Origin of the sequence: Pseudoxanthomonas sp. PXM01, from assembly GCF_014851815.1 — a bacterium.
Taxonomy (GTDB): Bacteria; Pseudomonadota; Gammaproteobacteria; order Xanthomonadales; family Xanthomonadaceae; genus Pseudoxanthomonas_A.
Genome location: NZ_JACVAJ010000001.1, coordinates 578,984 through 596,627, shown reverse-complemented (window position 1 = coordinate 596,627; position 17,644 = coordinate 578,984). Strand labels below are relative to the sequence as shown.

General features: G+C 66.9%; 17 protein-coding genes. 9 read left to right on the top strand and 8 right to left on the bottom strand.

Translation table 11 applies throughout. From position 1 onward, the window contains the following. The 3 genes from IB230_RS02645 to IB230_RS02635 all read left to right on the top strand — a co-directional run bounded on the left by IB230_RS02645 (position 1) and on the right by IB230_RS02635 (position 3,447). Positions 1-1,569 carry a YdiU family protein gene (locus IB230_RS02645; protein WP_225589375.1) on the top strand — a complete coding sequence of 523 codons (1,569 nt, stop codon included), beginning with the start codon at positions 1-3 and terminating at the stop codon, positions 1,567-1,569. Between the two features lie 138 nt (positions 1,570-1,707). After that, positions 1,708-2,379: a glutathione S-transferase gene (locus IB230_RS02640; protein ID WP_192268454.1), complete on the top strand. Its 672-nt coding sequence runs from the start codon at positions 1,708-1,710 to the stop codon at positions 2,377-2,379. 84 nt (positions 2,380-2,463) lie between these two features. Further along, on the top strand, positions 2,464-3,447 hold the full coding sequence (locus IB230_RS02635) for an LLM class flavin-dependent oxidoreductase (RefSeq protein WP_192268452.1): 984 nt from the start codon (positions 2,464-2,466) through the stop codon (positions 3,445-3,447). 117 nt (positions 3,448-3,564) lie between these two features. Here IB230_RS02635 and IB230_RS02630 read toward each other — a convergent pair whose 3' ends face one another. The 3 genes from IB230_RS02630 to IB230_RS02620 form a co-directional block, all read right to left on the bottom strand. Continuing rightward, positions 3,565-5,175, bottom strand: coding sequence for a carboxylesterase/lipase family protein (locus IB230_RS02630; RefSeq protein ID WP_192268450.1), 1,611 nt, complete (start codon positions 5,173-5,175; stop codon positions 3,565-3,567). Between the two features lie 69 nt (positions 5,176-5,244). Next, complete coding sequence (locus IB230_RS02625) at positions 5,245-6,426, bottom strand: NAD(P)/FAD-dependent oxidoreductase (RefSeq protein ID WP_192268448.1); 1,182 nt, start codon at positions 6,424-6,426, stop codon at positions 5,245-5,247. Positions 6,427-6,430: 4 nt separating this feature from the next. Continuing rightward, positions 6,431-6,988, bottom strand: coding sequence for a YaeQ family protein (locus tag IB230_RS02620; RefSeq protein WP_192268446.1), 558 nt, complete (start codon positions 6,986-6,988; stop codon positions 6,431-6,433). A gap of 309 nt (positions 6,989-7,297) precedes the next feature. Here IB230_RS02620 and IB230_RS02615 point away from each other — a divergent pair, with 309 nt between their 5' ends. After that, positions 7,298-7,507 (top strand): cold-shock protein, encoded by a 210-nt coding sequence (locus tag IB230_RS02615; RefSeq protein ID WP_162110978.1) that lies wholly within the window; start codon positions 7,298-7,300, stop codon positions 7,505-7,507. 68 nt (positions 7,508-7,575) lie between these two features. Here IB230_RS02615 and dbpA read toward each other — a convergent pair whose 3' ends face one another. Genes dbpA through IB230_RS02595 form a run of 4 tightly spaced genes read right to left on the bottom strand, consistent with a single transcriptional unit; the run spans position 7,576 to position 10,780 of the window. Next, the gene (gene dbpA, locus IB230_RS02610; protein ID WP_192268444.1) at positions 7,576-8,952 is read right to left on the bottom strand and encodes an ATP-dependent RNA helicase DbpA; all 1,377 of its coding nucleotides are present in this window, start codon (positions 8,950-8,952) and stop codon (positions 7,576-7,578) included. A 40-nt stretch (positions 8,953-8,992) separates the two neighbouring features. Further along, positions 8,993-9,427 carry a barstar family protein gene (locus IB230_RS02605; RefSeq protein WP_192268442.1) on the bottom strand — a complete coding sequence of 145 codons (435 nt, stop codon included), beginning with the start codon at positions 9,425-9,427 and terminating at the stop codon, positions 8,993-8,995. Further along, positions 9,424-9,993, bottom strand: a complete 570-nt coding sequence (locus tag IB230_RS02600) for a ribonuclease domain-containing protein (protein ID WP_192268440.1) — start codon at positions 9,991-9,993, stop codon at positions 9,424-9,426. Before IB230_RS02600 ends, IB230_RS02605 begins: the two co-directional genes overlap by 4 nt. Before the next feature lie 7 nt (positions 9,994-10,000). After that, the gene (locus tag IB230_RS02595) at positions 10,001-10,780 is read right to left on the bottom strand and encodes a YbaY family lipoprotein (protein WP_192268438.1); all 780 of its coding nucleotides are present in this window, start codon (positions 10,778-10,780) and stop codon (positions 10,001-10,003) included. A gap of 140 nt (positions 10,781-10,920) precedes the next feature. Here IB230_RS02595 and IB230_RS02590 point away from each other — a divergent pair, with 140 nt between their 5' ends. From IB230_RS02590 to IB230_RS02580, 3 genes are all read left to right on the top strand, one after another. Then, positions 10,921-11,526, top strand: coding sequence for a YdeI/OmpD-associated family protein (locus IB230_RS02590; protein WP_192268436.1), 606 nt, complete (start codon positions 10,921-10,923; stop codon positions 11,524-11,526). A gap of 104 nt (positions 11,527-11,630) precedes the next feature. Beyond that, positions 11,631-12,512, top strand: a complete 882-nt coding sequence (locus IB230_RS02585) for a ZIP family metal transporter (protein ID WP_192268434.1) — start codon at positions 11,631-11,633, stop codon at positions 12,510-12,512. A gap of 51 nt (positions 12,513-12,563) precedes the next feature. Next, a complete protein-coding gene (locus IB230_RS02580) occupies positions 12,564-13,316 on the top strand; it encodes a glutathione S-transferase family protein (RefSeq protein WP_192268432.1) in 753 nt (250 codons plus the stop codon). Between the two features lie 121 nt (positions 13,317-13,437). On the opposite strand, the gene IB230_RS02575 is transcribed toward IB230_RS02580, so the two are convergent. Beyond that, on the bottom strand, positions 13,438-15,192 hold the full coding sequence (locus tag IB230_RS02575; RefSeq protein WP_192268430.1) for a M14 family metallopeptidase: 1,755 nt from the start codon (positions 15,190-15,192) through the stop codon (positions 13,438-13,440). 148 nt (positions 15,193-15,340) lie between these two features. Between IB230_RS02575 and IB230_RS02570 the strand changes: the two genes are divergently transcribed. Together IB230_RS02570 and IB230_RS02565 are read left to right on the top strand one after the other, a co-directional pair. Continuing rightward, positions 15,341-16,957: an MFS transporter gene (locus tag IB230_RS02570; protein WP_192268428.1), complete on the top strand. Its 1,617-nt coding sequence runs from the start codon at positions 15,341-15,343 to the stop codon at positions 16,955-16,957. 8 nt (positions 16,958-16,965) lie between these two features. Beyond that, a complete protein-coding gene (locus IB230_RS02565) occupies positions 16,966-17,589 on the top strand; it encodes a rhomboid family intramembrane serine protease (protein ID WP_192268426.1) in 624 nt (207 codons plus the stop codon). The last annotated feature ends 55 nt before the right edge of the window (positions 17,590-17,644 follow it).

Genomic DNA, 17,644 nt, shown 5'->3' with positions numbered 1-17,644 from the left:
CTGGACGCCCTGCGTTTCGACAACCGTTTCGTCGACGAACTTCCCGGCGATCCCGAGCAGGGGTTCCGTCGGCGCGAGGTGCGCGGCGCGCTCTGGTCGGCGGTGGAACCGACACCGGTGGCGGCGCCGACCTTGCTGGCGCACTCGCGCGAGGTCGCCTCGTTGCTCGGCCTCGATGACGCCGACGTCGCATCGCCTGCGTTCGCCAACGTCTTCGGTGGCAACGCGCTGCTGTCAGGCATGCGGCCATACGCAGGCAACTACGGTGGCCACCAGTTCGGCAACTGGGCCGGGCAGCTCGGCGACGGGCGTGCGATCACGCTGGGCGAAGTGGTCAATGCTGCCGGCGAGCGTTTGGAGCTGCAGCTGAAAGGTGCAGGGCCGACACCGTATTCGCGCACCGCGGACGGGCGCGCGGTGCTGCGCTCCTCGATCCGCGAGTTCCTCTGCAGTGAAGCGATGCATCACCTCGGTGTGCCGACGACGCGGGCACTCAGCCTGGTCGGCACGGGCGAGGCGGTGGTGCGCGACATGTTCTATGACGGCCACCCGAACCCGGAGCCGGGCGCGGTCGTCTGCCGTGTGGCGCCGTCATTCCTGCGCTTCGGCCATTACCAGCTGCCGGCCTCGCGCGGCGAGACGGATTTGCTGCATACGCTGGTGGACTTCACGATACGCCGCGACTTCCCGCATCTGTCGGGCGAAGGCGAGGCGCTCTACGCCGCGTGGTTCGCCGAGATCTGCGAACGCACGGCGGTGATGGTGGCGCACTGGATGCGGGTGGGTTTCGTCCATGGCGTAATGAACACCGACAACATGTCCGTGCTGGGCCTGACCATCGATTACGGTCCCTACGGCTGGATCGACAACTACGACCCGGATTGGACGCCGAACACCACCGATGCGCAGGGACGCCGTTACCGCTTCGGCTGGCAGCCGCGGGTCGCGTGGTGGAACCTGAGCCGTTTCGCGCAGGCACTGTCGCCGCTGTTCGATGGCGTGGAGGCGTTGCAGGCGGGCTTGCAGCGCTTCGCCGACGTCTATGCACGCGTCGACCGGGAGACCATCGCGGCGAAGCTGGGGCTGGCGGACTGCCGCGATGACGACGTCGTCCGGATGGAGACGTTGCAGGCGTTGCTGCATCAGGGCGAGATGGACATGACGCTCTTTTTTCGTGCTCTGATGGATGCCGATCCGGCCGATCCGGCCGATGCGTCGCTGTCGGCGTTCGATGGCGTCTTCTACGACCCGGCGAAGCGCGAGGACGCGATGCCGGGGCTGCGGGACTGGTTCGACGGTTACGCGGCGCGGCTTGCCGAAGAGGCGCAGGATCCGGCGACACGCCGCGAACGCATGCGGCTGGCCAACCCGCGGTACGTGCTGCGCAACTACCTGGCGCAGCAGGCGATCGATGCGGCCGAGGCCGGCGACCTGTCGGGCGTACACGAACTGCTCGACGTCATACGCCGGCCGTACGACGACCAGCCGGGACGCGAACGGTTCGCGCAGAAGAGGCCCGACTGGGCGAGACAGCGGGCGGGATGCTCGATGCTGTCGTGCAGCTCGTAGAGTGCAATGACAGGTATGACAGGTGTGGGAGCGACGTAAGTCGCGATGATGGAGCAGGGATAGCGATCGCGACTCACGCCGCTCCCACAACGGTATATGCCGCGCGGTAGGATGGCGAACCCCACGCGGAGCGCCGGCATGATCACCGTCCACCACCTCAACAACTCCCGTTCGCAGCGCGTGTTGTGGCTGCTGGAGGAACTGGGCCTGGACTACACCGTGGTCCGCTACCAGCGCGACGCGAAGACGATGCTGGCGCCACCTGAACTCAAGAAGATCCATCCGCTCGGCAAATCGCCGGTAGTTGTGGATGGCGAACACGTGCTGGCCGAATCCGGTGCTGTGCTCGAATACCTGGTGGAGCGTTACGACGCCGCGCGCCGGTTCGCACCGTCGCCGGGGACGGCGGAGCACCTGCGCTACCGCTACTGGCTGCACTATGCCGAAGGCTCGGCGATGCCGCCGATGCTGCTGAGCCTGGTGTTCTCGCGATTGAAGAAGCTGCCCATGCCGTTCTTCGCCCGCCCGATCGCGCGCGGCATCGCCGACAAGGCGATGCGGACGTTCGTGGGGCCGCAGGTGACGCTGCACCTGGACTACATGGAGCGCGAACTCGGCAAGACGGCATGGTTCGCCGGTGAACAATTCAGCGCGGCCGATATCCAGATGAGTTTTCCGGTCGAAGCGGCCGCGGTACGCGCCGGCCTGGAGACGTATCCGAATCTTGCGGGGTTCCTCGCCCGCATCCACGCGCGCCCCGCCTACCAGCGGGCGCTGGAGCAGGGCGGTCCCTTCGATCTGCTCGGCTGAGCGGGATACAGCATCCCGTGGCGTGCGGTGGAATCCTCCATCGCACGGCCCCATGACGATGGCATCGTCATTAACGGCACACTCATGATCCCGTACTCGCTTCTCGATCTGGCCCCCGTCTGCGAAGGCAGCGACACCACCCAGGCTTTCGTCCACATGCGCGACCTGGCGCAGCATGCCGAGCGCTGGGGCTACACGCGCTACTGGCTTGCTGAGCACCACAACATGCCGGGCATCGCCAGTGCGGCGACGGCCGTGCTGATCGGACACGTCGCGGGTGCGACGTCGACCATCCGCGTCGGTTCCGGCGGCATCATGCTGCCGAACCATTCGCCGCTCCAGGTGGCCGAGCAGTTCGGTACGCTGGCGTCGCTGTACCCGGGACGCATCGATCTGGGGTTGGGACGCGCGCCCGGCACCGACCAGCCGACGGCGCGTGCCTTGCGCCGCTATTTCGACAGCGCCGAGCAGTTCCCACAGGATGTGCAGGAACTGCTGCGCTACTTCGAGCCGGTGCAGGAAGGACAGGCCGTGCGCGCCGTGCCGGGCGCCGGGCTTGACGTGCCGGTCTGGTTGCTGGGTTCCAGCCTGTTCGGTGCGCAATTGTCTGCCGCGCTCGGCCTGCCGTATGCGTTCGCGTCGCACTTCGCCCCGGATGCGATGGACCAGGCACTGTTGCTGTACCACCGCGACTTCCGTCCGTCCAAGCATCTGGCCAAACCGCACGCGATGCTGGCGTTGAACGTGGTGGCCGCCGAGACCGACGAGGAAGCGCGCTACCTGTTCACCACCCAACAGCAGGCTTTCGTGAACCTGCGCCGCGGCCGCGCCGGCCTGGTGCCACCGCCGATCGACGATATCGAAGCGTTCTGGCAACCGCACGAGAAAGCGGGCGTCGCGCAGGCGCTGGCCTGTGCCGTCGTCGGCAATCCCGATACCGTGCGCAAGGGCATCGCCGAGTTCATCCAGCGACATCGCCCCGACGAGCTGATGCTGACCGCCAATATCTTCGACCACGGCAAGCGGCTGCGTTCGTTCGAGATCGCCGCGGAGGTCATGCGGTCGTAGGTCGGGCTCAAGCCCGCCATCGCATGGCGTTGGTGGTGGGGTGTGCGGCGGAGTCGCTGCGGCCTCGATCTTTGTGGATGCGAGCGATTGGATGGTAATGGCGGGCCTGGGCCCGCCCTACATCGTGCCTCGTTGTACGAACGGCACGCGTTCGTAGAGCCGCCGCTCGCCGCCGCGCGGGTCGTCCTGCATGCCACTGTCGTCGTCGAACACCATCGTCTGCCGCTGCGGCAGCATGTACGGCGGCCACGATGGAATGTCCGCGTGGTTCGGGTCGCCGTGGCGGGCGAGGGCGATCAGCGCGCTGCTCAGGCGCGCCGCCATCGTGCGGGCGCGGGTATCGGTGCCGGTCTTCGAGCCTTCGGCGCCTGTGTTGTCGAACACCAGCGGGATGTCGAGCGTGTGGAAGGCGCGCAGCCGTCCGCCGTCCGCGGGTGATCGCCAGTCGAGCTGGTAGACCCACGTCAGTGCCCCGTGTTTCGCGCGCTCTTCGGCTTCGATGATCGCACCACGCCACGAGCGCCCGGCGGTGGTCGCGGCGAAGAAGACTTCCGACGGCGTGTAAGCCGGATACAGCCGCCGGTACTCGGTTATCACCACGTCCGGCGACAGATCCACGTACTGCTGCTCGCGCAGCTTCTGCGGCAGCTGATCCCATGCGAGGCTGAAATTCGCTTCCTCGTGGCCGAGGAAGGCGCGAGTTTCGTCGCGTGTGTTGCCGACGACCATCGGGATGCGCGATGACTGCGAGGGCGCATCCGGGTAGAAGGGATGGCGGGGCAGGCTGCGCGAGTCCAGCACCGGGCCGAAGTAGAGCGATGTGTTCTCTGCGCGCGACGGATCCCGGACCCGGGTGGCCTCCAGCAGACGTGCCATCGGCATCGTCAGCAACCCATCGATGTCGCCGGGCCGCAGGCCGAGTTCGGCCAGGAACAGCGCGCTGCGCTGCGCCGCCGCGCGCGGGCCGGCGGCGGTCACCTGCTGGCCGCTCATCGTCATCGCCTTGTGGAACAGGCCGTCGGCCTCCGGCATCGCCATCAGCGTGGCGATCTTGGCGCCGCCTCCGGACTGGCCGAACACGGTGACGTTCCCGGCATCGCCCCCGAACTCATGCGCGTGCTCGCGCACCCAGCGCAGCGCGTCGATCAGGTCGAGCTGGCCGACGTTTCCCGAGTCCAGCATGCGTTCGTCGCCGGTTTCGCCCAGGTAGAGATAGCCGAACGCATTGAGCCGATGGTTGACGGTGACTACGACGACATCGCCGCGGCGACACAGGTTCACGCCGTCGTAGAGCGGATGGGATCCCGAGCCGTTGTTGTAGCCGCCGCCATGGATGTAGAACAGAATGGGTCGCCTGCCACGATCGCGCAGGGCAGGGGTAAAGACGTTGAGGAACAGGCAGTCCTCGCTGACGGTCTGGCCATCGGCATCGCCGCGCTGCGGGGCGGATGCGCCAAAGCGGACCGCATCGCGTACGCCGGTCCATGCGGTTTCCCGCAGCGCACGCTGGAAGCGTCGTGTGCCGGTGTCGGCCCCGTAGGGCACGCCGCGAAAGACGTGCACGCCCCGTTCGACGATGCCGGCTATGCGGCCGCTGCGGGTGGTCGCGAAGACCGGGTTGCGGGAGGCGGCAGTGGCGGGCAGGGTAGCGGCCAGGGTGACGAGCGCCGATGTGCCGGCCAGCTGCCCCAAGAAGTGGCGCCGCGGCGTTTGGGGAGATGCGGTCATGGAAACCTTCGGATGACACCGGTTTCCAAAGGCTAGCAAAGGCGGCCCTGGCGGGAACGCCGCAGTGCGTCAGGCCGCCATGCCCGCCGCGTGGCCCGAGGCCCAGGCCCACTGGAAGTTGTAGCCGCCCAGCCAGCCGGTGACGTCCAGCACCTCGCCGACGAAGAACAGCCCGGGCACGTGCTTCGACATCATCGTGCTGCTGGATACGCCGTCGGTGTCCACGCCGCCCAGCGTGACCTCCGCGGTGCGGTAGCCCTCGGTGCCGCTGGCGACCAGCGGCCAGTCGGCAAGCAGGGTGGCGGCTTCCTTCAGCTGGGGGGCGTTGAACTGCTTCATCGGCCGGTTCGGCAACCACACCTCGCACACGCGCTGGGCGAAGCGGCGCGGCAGTGCATCGGACAGCACGGTCTTCAGCTCGGCGTCGGGGCGCTGCTTCTGTTGCGCCTGCAGCCAGTCCAGCGCGTCGCGGTCGGGCAGCAGGTCGAGCCGCAGGTCATCACCCGGTTGCCAGTAAGACGAGATCTGCAGGATCGACGGCCCGCTGACGCCGCGATGCGTCAACAGCATGAAGTTGCGGAAGCGTGCCTTGCCGCACTGCGCCTCCACGGGAAACGACACGCCGCTGAGGTCGGCCAGGCGTTGCTGATGCTTGCCACTGAGCGTCAGCGGCACCAGTCCTGCACGGGTGGGCAGCACCTCGTGGCCGAACTGGCGCGCCAGTTCGTAGCCGAAGCCGGTGGCGCCCATGCTGGGAATCGACAAGCCGCCGGTGGCGATCACCAGCGACGGCGCGGCGAAGCGGCCCAGCGCCGTGTCCAGCCGGAACACGCCATCGACCTGTTCGACTTTGTGCACGCTGCAGCCGGTCTCGATCCGCACGCCGGCCGCGATGCATTCATCGACCAGCAGCTTCACGATCAGTTTGGAGGAGACGTCGCAGAAGAGCTGGCCGAGCTCCTTCTCGTGCCAGGCGACGCCATGACGATCGACCAGTTCGATGAAGTCCGCGGGCGTGTAGCGCGCCAGCGCCGACTTGCAGAAGTGCGGGTTGGCCGACAGGAAATTCGCGGGCGTGGTGCCGGTATTGGTGAAGTTGCAGCGCCCGCCGCCGGACATCAGGATCTTCTTGCCGACCTTGTTGGCGTGTTCGACGACCAGCACGCGCAGGCCACGCTGGCCGGCGGTGAGGGCCGTCATCAGCCCGGCCGCACCTCCGCCGATGACCAGCACGTCATGGGACGGCACCATGCGGTCAGGCGGCCCGCGCGAGGCCTGCCTGACGGATGGCGGGAATGACGCTGACCACGCGGTCGTCCGTCATCCACTGCATCTCGCCGTCCTGGATCATCACGTTGAAGCGCATGCTGCGGACCATCAGCGCAGTAAGTGCGTCCACCGCCTCCGGCGCGATGTCGAGCACCGTCAGGTTGCGGTGGCGGGCCAGCAGCGCCGCGTTCCTGTCCCACCAGAGATCGGCGGCGCGGCCACCGTAGTTGACCACTACGACTTCGCGGGCGCGTCCACAGGCCTTGCGAACCCGGGATTCGTCCGGCTGGCCCAGATCGATCCATTGCTCGATCAGACCGGTGTAATCCTTGCGCCACAGGTCGGGTTCTTCTTCGTTGCTGAGACCCTTGCCGAACTCCAGGCGGTCCTCGGCGTACAGGGCGAAGGCGAGCAGGCGCACCATCAGCCGCTCGTCCGTTTCGGAAGGGTGCTGGGCCAGCGTCAGGCCATGGGCACCGTAGTAATGCCGGTCCATGTCGCTGATCTGCAGTTCGGCTTTGACGACGGTGGACTTGAGGGCCATGGTGGGGGTTCGGCGAAAGGGGCGCCATCATACGACGCATCCGTGGACGCCCCGCGGCCGGCCGCAACCGGTTACACAGGGCGGCCAAGACACCCCTGTTCAGCTTTCGCTCAAAAGGGATTCGCTTTTACGTGGAAACCCCGGTAGAGTGCGCGGCACTGTGCTTGCCAGGGTCACCGTGAATCGTGAGCCTGATGCGGTAGATACATCTGCTACATCTTCCCGCTTTACCAACGCCTGCAAACCCAGTCCCGTCCCGGTTCCACCGGGGTTGTGGTCCTTTCATCCATGTTTCAGGAGTTAGTAAAGATGTCTGATCGTCAGACCGGTACCGTCAAGTGGTTCAACGACGCCAAGGGCTTCGGCTTCATCACCCCGCAGAGCGGCCCCGACCTGTTCGTGCACTTCCGCTCGATCCAGGGCAATGGCTTCAAGTCGCTGAAGGAAGGCCAGGCGGTCTCCTTCGTCGCCGTGCAGGGCCAGAAGGGCATGCAGGCCGACCAGGTGCAGGCGCTGTAATCCAGCCCTGAACCCTTCGGTTCAAGAAAACGCCGGTGCGCAAGCGCCGGCGTTTTTGTTTGTGGGTGTCAGAGTTTGCGGACGCGGAAGCTGCGGCCCTTGATCTTGCCTGCGTTGAGGCGCGCCAGCGCGGCGCCGGCCTTGTCCCGTGCGACCGCCACGTAGGTGCGGGTGGGGAAGACGTTGATCTTGCCGATCGCCGATGCCGACAGACCGGCATCGCCGGTCAGTGCGCCGAGCACGTCGCCGGGGCGCAGCTTGTCGGTCTTGCCGGCATCGATCCGCAGTGTGGTCATCGCCGCAGGCGGTGCGGCATGCGCCTTGGGTGCGGTCGGCACATGGCGGTCCCACAGCAGCGGTGCGCCCAGGCGTTCCTGGATGACGTCGGCACGCGGCAGCTCGCGTGGCGTGCACAGGCTGATCGCCAGGCCGTCGCGCCCCGCGCGCCCGGTGCGGCCGATGCGATGCACGTAGGTGTCGGCATCGCTGGGCATGTCGTAGTTGACCACCAGCGCCAGGTCCTCGATGTCCAGCCCGCGCGCGGCGACGTCGCTGGCGACAAGCACGTTGCAGCTGCGGTTGGCGAAGCGCACCAGCACCTCGTCGCGGTCGCGCTGCTCCATGTCGCCGTGCAGGGCGAGCGCGGAGAATCCGAAGTGCTGCAGTGAGCCGGCGACTTCGTCAACGTCCTTGCGCATGTTGCAGAAGACGACGCCGGACTCCACGCGGTACTGGGCGAGCAGGCCGGCCAGCGCCGTCTGCTTGCGGGCGGGATCGACCTGCAGGAAGCGCTGTTCGATCACCGCCTGTTCCTGCGGTGCGTCGACGGTCACTTCCAGCGGATCGCGCAGCGTGGTGCGGGCGATCGCGCGGATGGCATCGGTGAAGGTGGCCGAGAACAGCAGGCTCTGCCGGTCCTTCGGGGTCTTGCCGGTGATCTCGCGGATCGGTTCCTCGAAGCCCATGTCGAGCATGCGGTCGGCTTCGTCCAGCACCAGCGTGCGCACGCCGCCCAGATGCAGTGCCTTCTTGCGCAGCAGCTCCTGGATACGCCCGGGCGTGCCGACCACCACGTGCGGGTCGTGCGCCTCCAGCGAGCGCAGTTGCGGCTCCAGCGGCATGCCGCCGCACAACGTCAGCACCTTGAGGTTGGGCAGGCCGACCGCCAGCTTGCGCAGTTGTTGCGCTACCTGATCGGCCAGTTCACGTGTCGGGCACAACACCAGCGCCTGCGTGCGTACCGTGGCGATGTCCAGCTTGTGCAGCAGGCCCAGACCGAATGCGGCGGTCTTGCCACTGCCGGTCGGCGCCTGCGCAATGACATCGCGGCCGTCGAGGATGGCGGGCAGGCTGCGGGCCTGGATCGGGGTGGGCTGGGTGTAGCCGAGCGCCTGGACGCCCTGCTGCAGGCCGGGCGCCAGCGGGAGAGAGGTGAAATCGAGCATGCGGCATTTTCGCAGATCGGCGCGGCCGCTGCCCGACCGGCTATTGCAGGTCGGGGAAATCCTCGTCAGGCAGCGCGATGAAGGCCCAGAACGGCACCTTGTCCGCGGCCCACGACTGCGAGGCCTCGTCGAGGATGTCGAGCAGGGTGTCGAAGTCGGGCTCGGCGCGATCGCGCAGTTCGTGCGCCTGTTCGAACAGCAGCACATAGCCCGGCGCTTCCAGCCAGGACAGGTCGCGCAGGCTGTCGGACAGCGCGTCCCAGGTGCGGCCCGAGGTCTGCGGAAAGTCCAGCACGGTAGCGATGCGCAGCAGCAGCGCGGACTTGCTGTCGCAGCCGGACAGATCGATGCGGCGGGCGAGCAGGCCGGCATCGCGACCGACGGCGGACAATGGACCCAAATCGTCCTCGGTGACGAAGAACACGCCCGCGCGCGCGGGATCGGCCAAGCCGGGATCGAAGCCGGATTCGCTCATGGCGCGTCTCCGGTGCCGATCTCGAACCGACGGAAACTCTCGTAGTGGTCGTCGGTGTAGTAGTACTCGCGCGGCGGCTGTCCGCCGGCGACGATGCGCCGTGCGCCGCGGTGGTCGAGACCCGGCGTATCCACGGTGTACTCGCGGTAATAGCCGCGCGCCTGTCGCGGCAGCCGGCCCTCGCGGTTCTGGAACACGCTGCCGTCCTGCCGGTGCGGGAATGGCCCGCCGCGTTGGATCAGGTCAAGCGTCCGCCGCGCTTCCGCCGGAAGGAAGGCCGGCAGCACATCGGTGCTACGCGACGTGGACGGCGCGGCGGGTGGTGCGACGTCGGGCACCTCGCCGGCGAGTTCGCCCGGACGGGTCTGCTCCACCGGCGGCAGCGCGAGTTCGGCGCTGGTGTGCTTCGGATGGGGAGCCTGCTGTGTGGTGGTGGCCGCGGCGGTGGGCGCTTCGTCGCGCTGCGACCACCACCAGGCGCCTGCGCCCAGTACCAGGAGTGCAAGAAAGGCGAACAGCGGAAGGCGTTGGCGGCTCTGGCGGCGTGCGCGGGAACGTCGACTCATGCGGGCATCATTCCGTCAGGAAGCGGCCGCAGCCGCGATAGGTCTTGCCGGCGACGGTCAGGATCGCCGAGGCCGGATACTCGGTGTCGCTCATGCCGTCGCTGCAGGATTCCTTCTTCGTCGTCAGCGATACGGCCAGGCCATCGCCGGTGCTGCCGACGTAGCCGTCGGACGTCCTGCGGGTCTGGGTGACCTCCACCTTGCGTTCGCCGTAGTCCAGGTCGGCGGACAAGCGAGGCGTCGTACCGTCGCCGACTTCCACCGACCAGCCGGGTTCGGTGCCGATGCCGCGGAACACGCTGCCGCGTGCCTTGGCCTGCTCCCAAGGCGTGCCAGCCACCGGCGCCACCGGGTCGCCGCCGGCTCGCACCATACGGAACTCCACTGGCGCGGAAGAGCCCGGCGTCACCGGCACGCGCGTGTCGGTGACGAACCACAGCGTGCCCTGGGCATCGCGCAGGCCGGCGTGCAGGCCGTACAGCCCGTTAGGCCGCAGCTTGGCGGGGTCGTAGGGCAGGGCGAAGACGAACGGAGGGCCTTTGACCTCGGCGATGTCGGCGCTGGCGATGACCGCGGCAGGTGTATCGGCCAGCTGGTTGTCGATCAATTGCACGCTGAGGACCGCGCCGGGCGGCGGCGCGATCCGCTCGAGATAGAGGGCGCGGCCCTGGATCGCGGTTACGGGCTGCGGAGCGACGGACGTGTCGCCGGACGTCGGCGCGATGGCTGGCGACTGGCAGGCCGCGAGCGCGAGCAGGCAGGCGGTGGTCAGCAGGGGACGGAACATCGCACGCGCTCCTCATGGTCCGGTGGCGGGCCGCCAGCTTAGCGATGACGGACGTAATGGTTCGTCAACGCGGGAAACGGTGTTGCGCGGCCGGCGGCACGGAAGCGCGCTACAGTGGCGCGACTCCGGAGGTCGCCGTCATGTCAGCTCACGATCCGCGCGTGGATGCGTACATTGCGAAGGCGGCACCGTTCGCCCGTCCCCTTCTCGAGCACCTGCGCGCCGTGGTGCATGCAGCCTGCCCGTCGGTGCAGGAGGACATCAAATGGAGCATGCCGTCGTTCCAGTACGGCGGCCGCATCCTGTGCCAGATGGCGGCGTTCAAGCAGCACGCGTCGTTCGGGTTCTGGCAGCACGCGGCGGTGACGGAAGGCAAGGCGCGCGACGGCATGGGCAGCCTGGGACGGCTGGCGACGATCAAGGACGTGCCGTCGAAGCGAGAACTGACGGCGCTGTTGCGCAAGGCGATGGCCCTGATCGACGAAGGCGCGACTTCGACGGCGATGCGCGCAAAACCCGCACCGCGCGCCGCATTGGAAGTGCCGGCCGATCTGCGCGATGCGCTGGCAGGCAACCCCGGGGCGAAGGCCGCGTTCGACAGCTTCAGTGCGAGTGCGCGTCGCGACTACATCGAGTGGATCACCGGGGCCAAGCGCGAGGACACGCGTGCACGCCGGCTGGCGCAAGCGGTCGAGTGGTTGGCCGAAGGTAAGATGCGGAACTGGAAGTACGCCAAGCCCAAGTAGGCGAACGGTATCGCCGATCGCGACGATTCAGTTTTGCGACGAGCGCCGGCGCATCCGTGGGACTAGTATCGGCCTCGACGTCGCACCGGGCATGGAGCAACCGCATGAATCGCGTCCTGCAGCCGTTCGCCTATACCCGTGCGAGTGTCGCGTGGCCGTTCGTGGTCGCCGTGCTGTCGATCGTAGTGGTGTCCCTGTGGCTGGTCGACACGATTCCCGTGGACGATGCCAGCGGCATACGGCGCGCGTTGCGGGGCGGTGCCCTGTGCGCGCTGGCTACGGCACTGGGTGCGATGCCGGTCTGGGTGGTGAAGCGCCTGCCGCAGCAACTGGCGGACGGCCTGCTCGGGTTCGGCGCGGGCGTGATGCTGGCGGCCACGGCGTTCTCGCTGGTGTTGCCGGGACTTGATGCAGCGACACGCGCGGGCTATTCGGCCTGGGGCGCGGCCGGTCTGATCAGTGCGGGTGTGATGCTGGGCGCGCTGGCTTTGCTGGCGCTGGATCGGAGCACGGTGGAGGATCCGCGCGACGCGAACCGGCACCTCGTGCCGTCGCGGGTGATGCTGTTCGTGCTGGCCATCGTGCTGCACAACGTGCCCGAAGGCATGGCGGTCGGTGTCGCAGCCGGTGGCGGCCTGAGTGGGGCGGAAGGCTTGGCGATGGGCATCTCGCTGCAGGATGTGCCGGAAGGGCTGGTGGTGGCGCTGATCCTCGCCGGTGCCGGCATGGCGCGCAGCAAGGCGGTCTTCATCGGTGCCTTGTCGGGCGTGGCGGAGCCGGTCGCAGCGGTGCTGAGCGCATGGGCAGTGGCATTCTCAGCGCTGCTGCTGCCGTGGGGCCTGGCGTTCGCCGCCGGCGCCATGCTGATCGCGGTCGGCCATAGCGTGATTCCGGAATCGAACCGCCATGGTCATGGGGCGACGGCATCGCTGGGCCTTGCGATCGGTTTCTGCCTGATGATGGCGCTGGATACTGCGCTGGGTTGACCACGCGCCGCAGGTTGCGCAGGCTGCCGTCGTCCCCGACGGAGTACCGGCATGAGCGAACCGCTGACGATCATCGGCAACTACCTGTCGCCTTACGTGCGCAAGGTGCTGGTCTGCCTGGAGCTGAAGGGCATCCCATACCGCATCGACCCGATCGCGCCGTTCGTGGGCAACGAGGCGTTCAGCCGGCTCAGCCCGCTGCGGCGCATCCCCGTGCTGATCGATGGCGAACTCGTACTCAACGATTCCACCGTGATCTGCGAGTACCTGCAGGACCGCTTCCCCGAGTTTTCGCTGTATCCGGCCGACGCGGTGCAACGGGCGAGGGCGCGCTGGCTGGAGGAGTACGCGGATTCCTATCTTGGCGATGTCATCATCTGGCGCATGTTTTTCCAGAAGGGCGTGCGTCGGTTCCTGTTCAACGAAGGCACCGACGAGGACGTCGTGCGGCGGGCCCGCGAAGAAGAACTGCCGGTGGGACTGGACTACCTCGAGGCGCAGCTGCCGTTGGATGGCTGGTTGTTCGGTGAACTGTGTGTCGCCGACATCAGCATCGCGGCGTTCTTCCGCAATGCCGTGTTCGTGCGCTACCAGGTCGATGCCGCGCGCTGGCCGCGCGTAGCCGCGTTCCTCGAGCGCGCGTGGGCGCTTCCGGCGTTCCGCACGCTGGCGGCCTACGAAGACGGCATGCTGCGTACGCCGCTGCCGGAGCAGCGCGGCCTGCTCGCCGCGATGGGGGCGCCGCTGACCGAGACGACATGCGGTGACGCCTCACCGCGGTATGGATTGATGCGCTTGGGATAAGTATTTCTCCCTGTAGGAGCGACGCAAGTCGCGACCGCACGCCTGCGTCCGACGTGATGGTTCGATGGCGCTGAATGTTTCAGGTCGCGACTTACGTCGCTCCTACAGAAGCAGCGGGACCTCAGGGAATCACGTCCACGCGCAGCACCGGATACAGCTGGTAACGCTCGTCCCATGACGGGTGGCGACGGTAGAAGAACTCCAACCGCGCGTTGGGGTCGGCGGCGAAGGCCTTGTCCTCGCGCAATTTCTTCTCGAACTCCGTCTTCACCGCAGGATCGCGCAGCATCTCGCGTGCGACGGTTTCGGCCACATAGTCCTCCATGTACTCCTTGCGCTCGAAGGCGTTGTTGAAGCGTCCCCACGCGAGCAGCGAGTCAGGCGCGAGGGGTTCCAGCAGCGCCATCACCAGGCGCGACTTCGCCTGCGCGATGGGGACGAACAGTGAGCCCACTGGCACGCTCTGCGGCCCCCGCTGCCAACTGCCTTCGACCGTCAGTCGCTGGTGGGTTTCCACCGAGCCGCTGCCGAAACTGCTCCTGCTGGCGCGGAACGCACCCGCATCGCCGTTCCACGCCTTGCCCAGCAGGCGGTAGTCGACACCATGCGTCTTCAGCACCGTCGCCACCCAGGCCGCATCGGCAGCGGGCACCAGATAACCGGCCTTCGGCGCATCGATGACGACGCCCGGCCGGATGTCGTCCTTCAGCGGCACCTTCCAGATCTGAGGCGTGGTCTCGTCGTAGCGCGTCATCAGTGCGCCAGAGACCTCGGACCTGGTGCGCGTGTAGGCGTAACCACGGAAATCCACGGTGCGTGCCGTGGGCGCCGCGACATAGGTCAGCGGTTCCCGTTGTCCACCCAATCCGGCGGCGGCGGTGTCCGCCTGTTTCGCCGCGGACAGCCAGGCGGCGCCGTCGCGGGCGACAAGATCGAGTACCGACACCACGGTGTTGCGGGTGATGCGCACGCGGACCGGATACTCCTTCCACGAATGCGTCTCGACCAGTATCGCGATGCGGTTGCGCAGCAGGTAGTAGCCGTGCGAGAAGCGCGGCGGCGGCACGCTGTCCTCGAAGCCGGAGGTGGGATCGTCCTGCACCAAAAAAGAAGGGTAGTAGGGCAGGGGCAGCGAGCCTTGCTTGGCCAGGTCTTCGGTGACGCCCGTGCGCAACGCCAGGCCGGCCTTGCGCAGTCCGGCATCGCCGGCGTGCACGGGCTCGACCTGGATCGAGATGTCGTGTTCGAACTGGGCGCCGTTCGTGGCATGCAGGTCCACGGTCACCAGCGGATCCCAGCGCTGCACCAGCTGCAGCATCGCCTGCATCTCCGGCGTGTCGGCCTTCAGGTAGTCGCGGTTGAGGTTGTAGTTCTGCGCGGTGGTGCGCCAGCCCATTTCCTTCGGGCCGCGCTGGTTGGGGCGGTTCCAGGCGCCGAAGCGCTCATGGCCGTCGACGTTGAACACCGGCACGAACACCCATACCAGCTTGTCCAGCGCGCCGGCCGCGGCCTTGCCTTCCAGCACTTCGCGCAGTGCGAGGAATCCTGCGTCCTTGCCGTCGATCTCGCCGGCGTGGATGCCGCCCTGGATCAGCACGACGGGCAGGCCGCGACGCTGTGCCTGCTCCGGCGTCAACGCGCCGCTGGTGGAGGCCACCAGTGCCTTCATCGGCCGACCTTCCGGCGTGGTACCGAAGGTGGTGCAGCGCACGGCCTTCGGATACTGGCGCGCAAAGGCATCGCACAGGGCGCTCACTTCTTCATAGCGACCGGTCTCGAGGAAGCCCGAACGCTCGGACACCGTGGTCAATGCGGACTGGGCGTTCGCCAGCGGTACCAGGGCCAGCAGCAGGGAGGCGCAGAGCGGTCGCAGCATGGGGAATTCCTGAACAGGGCAGGGGCGCATGATGCCCGGCAATCGCGGTCAGTCCCAGTCCCCATTTGCCTGCTTGCGAGGGGCCCGTGGTTCGACCCTGTGCGGGCGGATACGGTAACCTTCCGGGACTTTTTCACCGGAAGATCGGATGAGCACGACCGCAGAAGCCAACCAGGGCCGCATGCCCCGCCAGATCCCCTACATCATCGGCAACGAGGCGTGCGAGCGGTTCAGCTTCTACGGGATGCGCAACATCCTGGTACCGTTCCTGATCAGTTCGGTGCTGCTGGCCTATCTGCCGGACCAGGCCGCACGCGAAGGCGCCGCCAAGGACCTGTTCCACAGCTTCGTCATCGGCGTGTACTTCTTCCCGCTGCTGGGCGGCTGGCTGTCGGACCGTTACTTCGGCAAGTACAACACCGTCCTCTGGTTCTCGCTGATCTACTGCGCCGGCCATGCGTGCCTGGCGCTGTTCGAGAGCAATGCCACCGGGTTCTATACCGGCCTGTTCCTGATCGCCTTGGGCTCGGGCGGCATCAAACCGCTGGTGGTGACGTTCTGCGGCGACCAGTTCGACCAGTCGAACAAGAGCAAGGCGAAGCTCGTCTTCGACGCGTTCTACTGGATCATCAACTTCGGTTCGTTCTTCGCCTCGCTGCTGATGCCGCTGGTGCTCCGCAGCTGGGGTCCGGCGTGGGCGTTCGGCATCCCGGGCATCCTGATGTTCATCGCGACTTTCATTTTCTGGCTGGGTCGCGACAAGTACGTCAACGTGCCGCCGTCGCGCGGCAACGATCCGGACTCCTTCCTCAACATCGTGCGCAGCGCGTTGCTGGTCAAAGGCTTCGGCTTTGGCACGTTGGTTGCTGTCGTCGGTATGGTGGCTGCGGTCGTGATGCTGGCATTGTGGGCGTTGAAGTTTGCGGGTGTCGGCCTCTGGCCCGAACCGTGGGGTTTCGTCATCACGGCCTGCCTCGCGCTGGGCGCGATCATCGCGGGTGTCGGCTTCGGTGCATCGATTCAGCTGGAGCGCGCGAGGGGTCTGCACCCGGATGCCGCGATCGAGGGTGTGCGGTCGGTACTGCGCATTCTGATCGTGTTCGCACTGGTCACGCCGTTCTGGTCGCTGTTCGACCAGAAGGCCTCCACCTGGGTCATCCAGGGCAAGGCGATGGTGATTCCGCATGACCTGTGGTGGTGGCCGAGCTGGCTGGTGAAGGATGCCACGCAGATGCAGGCCCTGAATCCGCTGATGGTCCTGCTGCTGATCCCGTTTAATAATCTGGTGCTGTACCCGGCGCTGCGGAAGATGGGTTTCAACGTCACCGCGCTGCGCCGGATGGGCTGGGGCATCGCCATCTCCGCGCTGTCGTGGATCGTCGCCGGCATGCTGCAACTGCAGATGGACGAGGGTGAGCAGGTGTCGCTGGCGTGGCAGACGCTGCCCTATCTGCTGCTGACGTTCGGTGAAGTGCTGGTGTCGGCGACCGCGCTGGAGTTCGCCTACAGCCAGGCGCCGATGGCGATGAAGGGCGTGATCATGGCGTTCTGGTACCTGACCAGCAGCTTTGGCGGCCTGTGGGTGCTGCTGACCAATGCCAGCGTCCGCGATCCGGCGGTGATCGGCTGGATCCAGTCACAGGGCTGGACCGAGAACGCCTTCCTGATGTTCTTCTTCGCCGGCTTCGCGTTCGTGGCGGCACTGGCCTTCGCGTTGTACGCGCGGACGTATCCCATGCAGGACAACTACCGCACCGCGGCCTGAGGAAGACGATGGAAGCACCCATCACGCTGCTGCTGATCGCGATCACCTGCGTGGTCAGCCTGCTGGCACTGCGTACGCCGTCGATGATGATGCGGCTGGTCCTGTGGCCGCCGGCGCTGGACCGCCAGCGCCAGTACGACCGTCTGATCACGCACGGCTTCCTGCATGCGGATTACTGGCACCTGCTGTTCAACATGGTGACGCTGTTCTTCGTGGGGCGGCTGATGGAACCCCTGATCGGTCGGCTCAGCGGCAACAGCCTGGTGTACGCCGGCTTCTACCTGTCCGCGCTGGTGGTGGCGATCCTGCCGACGTACCTCAAGCACCAGAAGGACCCCAACTACTACGCGCTGGGGGCCTCGGGCGCGGTATCCGCGCTGCTGTTCTCCTTCATCCTGATCGACCCATGGGCGATGCTCATCGTCTTCATCATCCCGATGCCGGCCATCATCTTCGCCGTGCTCTATGTCGGGTACAGCATCTGGATGGACCGGCGCGGGGGAGGCCGGACCAATCACGGCGCGCATCTGGCCGGTGCCGTCTACGGCGTGCTTTTCATGTTCGCCATGGAGCCTCGCGTCATGCAGCACTTCCTCGAGCAGATGTCGCAACCGCGTTTCGGTTTCGGTTAAGCCGCCATTGCGCCTTTGCTCACCTGCATTGAAGGTGGGCCGTGCTATCCCGGTG

Bases quoted from the DNA above. Each gene is read 5' to 3' on its own strand.
- IB230_RS02620 (WP_192268446.1), bottom strand. From the start codon at position 6,988: ATGGCCCTCAAGTCCACCGTCGTCAAAGCCGAACTGCAGATCAGCGAC.
- dbpA (WP_192268444.1), bottom strand. From the start codon at position 8,952: ATGCTCGATTTCACCTCTCTCCCGCTGGCGCCCGGCCTGCAGCAGGGC.
- IB230_RS02575 (WP_192268430.1), bottom strand. From the start codon at position 15,192: ATGCTGCGACCGCTCTGCGCCTCCCTGCTGCTGGCCCTGGTACCGCTG.
- IB230_RS02630 (WP_192268450.1), bottom strand. From the start codon at position 5,175: ATGACCGCATCTCCCCAAACGCCGCGGCGCCACTTCTTGGGGCAGCTG.
- IB230_RS02580 (WP_192268432.1), top strand. From the start codon at position 12,564: ATGAGCGAACCGCTGACGATCATCGGCAACTACCTGTCGCCTTACGTG.
- IB230_RS02615 (WP_162110978.1), top strand. From the start codon at position 7,298: ATGTCTGATCGTCAGACCGGTACCGTCAAGTGGTTCAACGACGCCAAG.
- IB230_RS02605 (WP_192268442.1), bottom strand. From the start codon at position 9,427: ATGAGCGAATCCGGCTTCGATCCCGGCTTGGCCGATCCCGCGCGCGCG.
- IB230_RS02600 (WP_192268440.1), bottom strand. From the start codon at position 9,993: ATGAGTCGACGTTCCCGCGCACGCCGCCAGAGCCGCCAACGCCTTCCG.
- IB230_RS02585 (WP_192268434.1), top strand. From the start codon at position 11,631: ATGAATCGCGTCCTGCAGCCGTTCGCCTATACCCGTGCGAGTGTCGCG.
- IB230_RS02640 (WP_192268454.1), top strand. From the start codon at position 1,708: ATGATCACCGTCCACCACCTCAACAACTCCCGTTCGCAGCGCGTGTTG.
- IB230_RS02565 (WP_192268426.1), top strand. From the start codon at position 16,966: ATGGAAGCACCCATCACGCTGCTGCTGATCGCGATCACCTGCGTGGTC.
- IB230_RS02635 (WP_192268452.1), top strand. From the start codon at position 2,464: ATGATCCCGTACTCGCTTCTCGATCTGGCCCCCGTCTGCGAAGGCAGC.
- IB230_RS02595 (WP_192268438.1), bottom strand. From the start codon at position 10,780: ATGTTCCGTCCCCTGCTGACCACCGCCTGCCTGCTCGCGCTCGCGGCC.
- IB230_RS02590 (WP_192268436.1), top strand. From the start codon at position 10,921: ATGTCAGCTCACGATCCGCGCGTGGATGCGTACATTGCGAAGGCGGCA.
- IB230_RS02625 (WP_192268448.1), bottom strand. From the start codon at position 6,426: ATGGTGCCGTCCCATGACGTGCTGGTCATCGGCGGAGGTGCGGCCGGG.
- IB230_RS02570 (WP_192268428.1), top strand. From the start codon at position 15,341: ATGAGCACGACCGCAGAAGCCAACCAGGGCCGCATGCCCCGCCAGATC.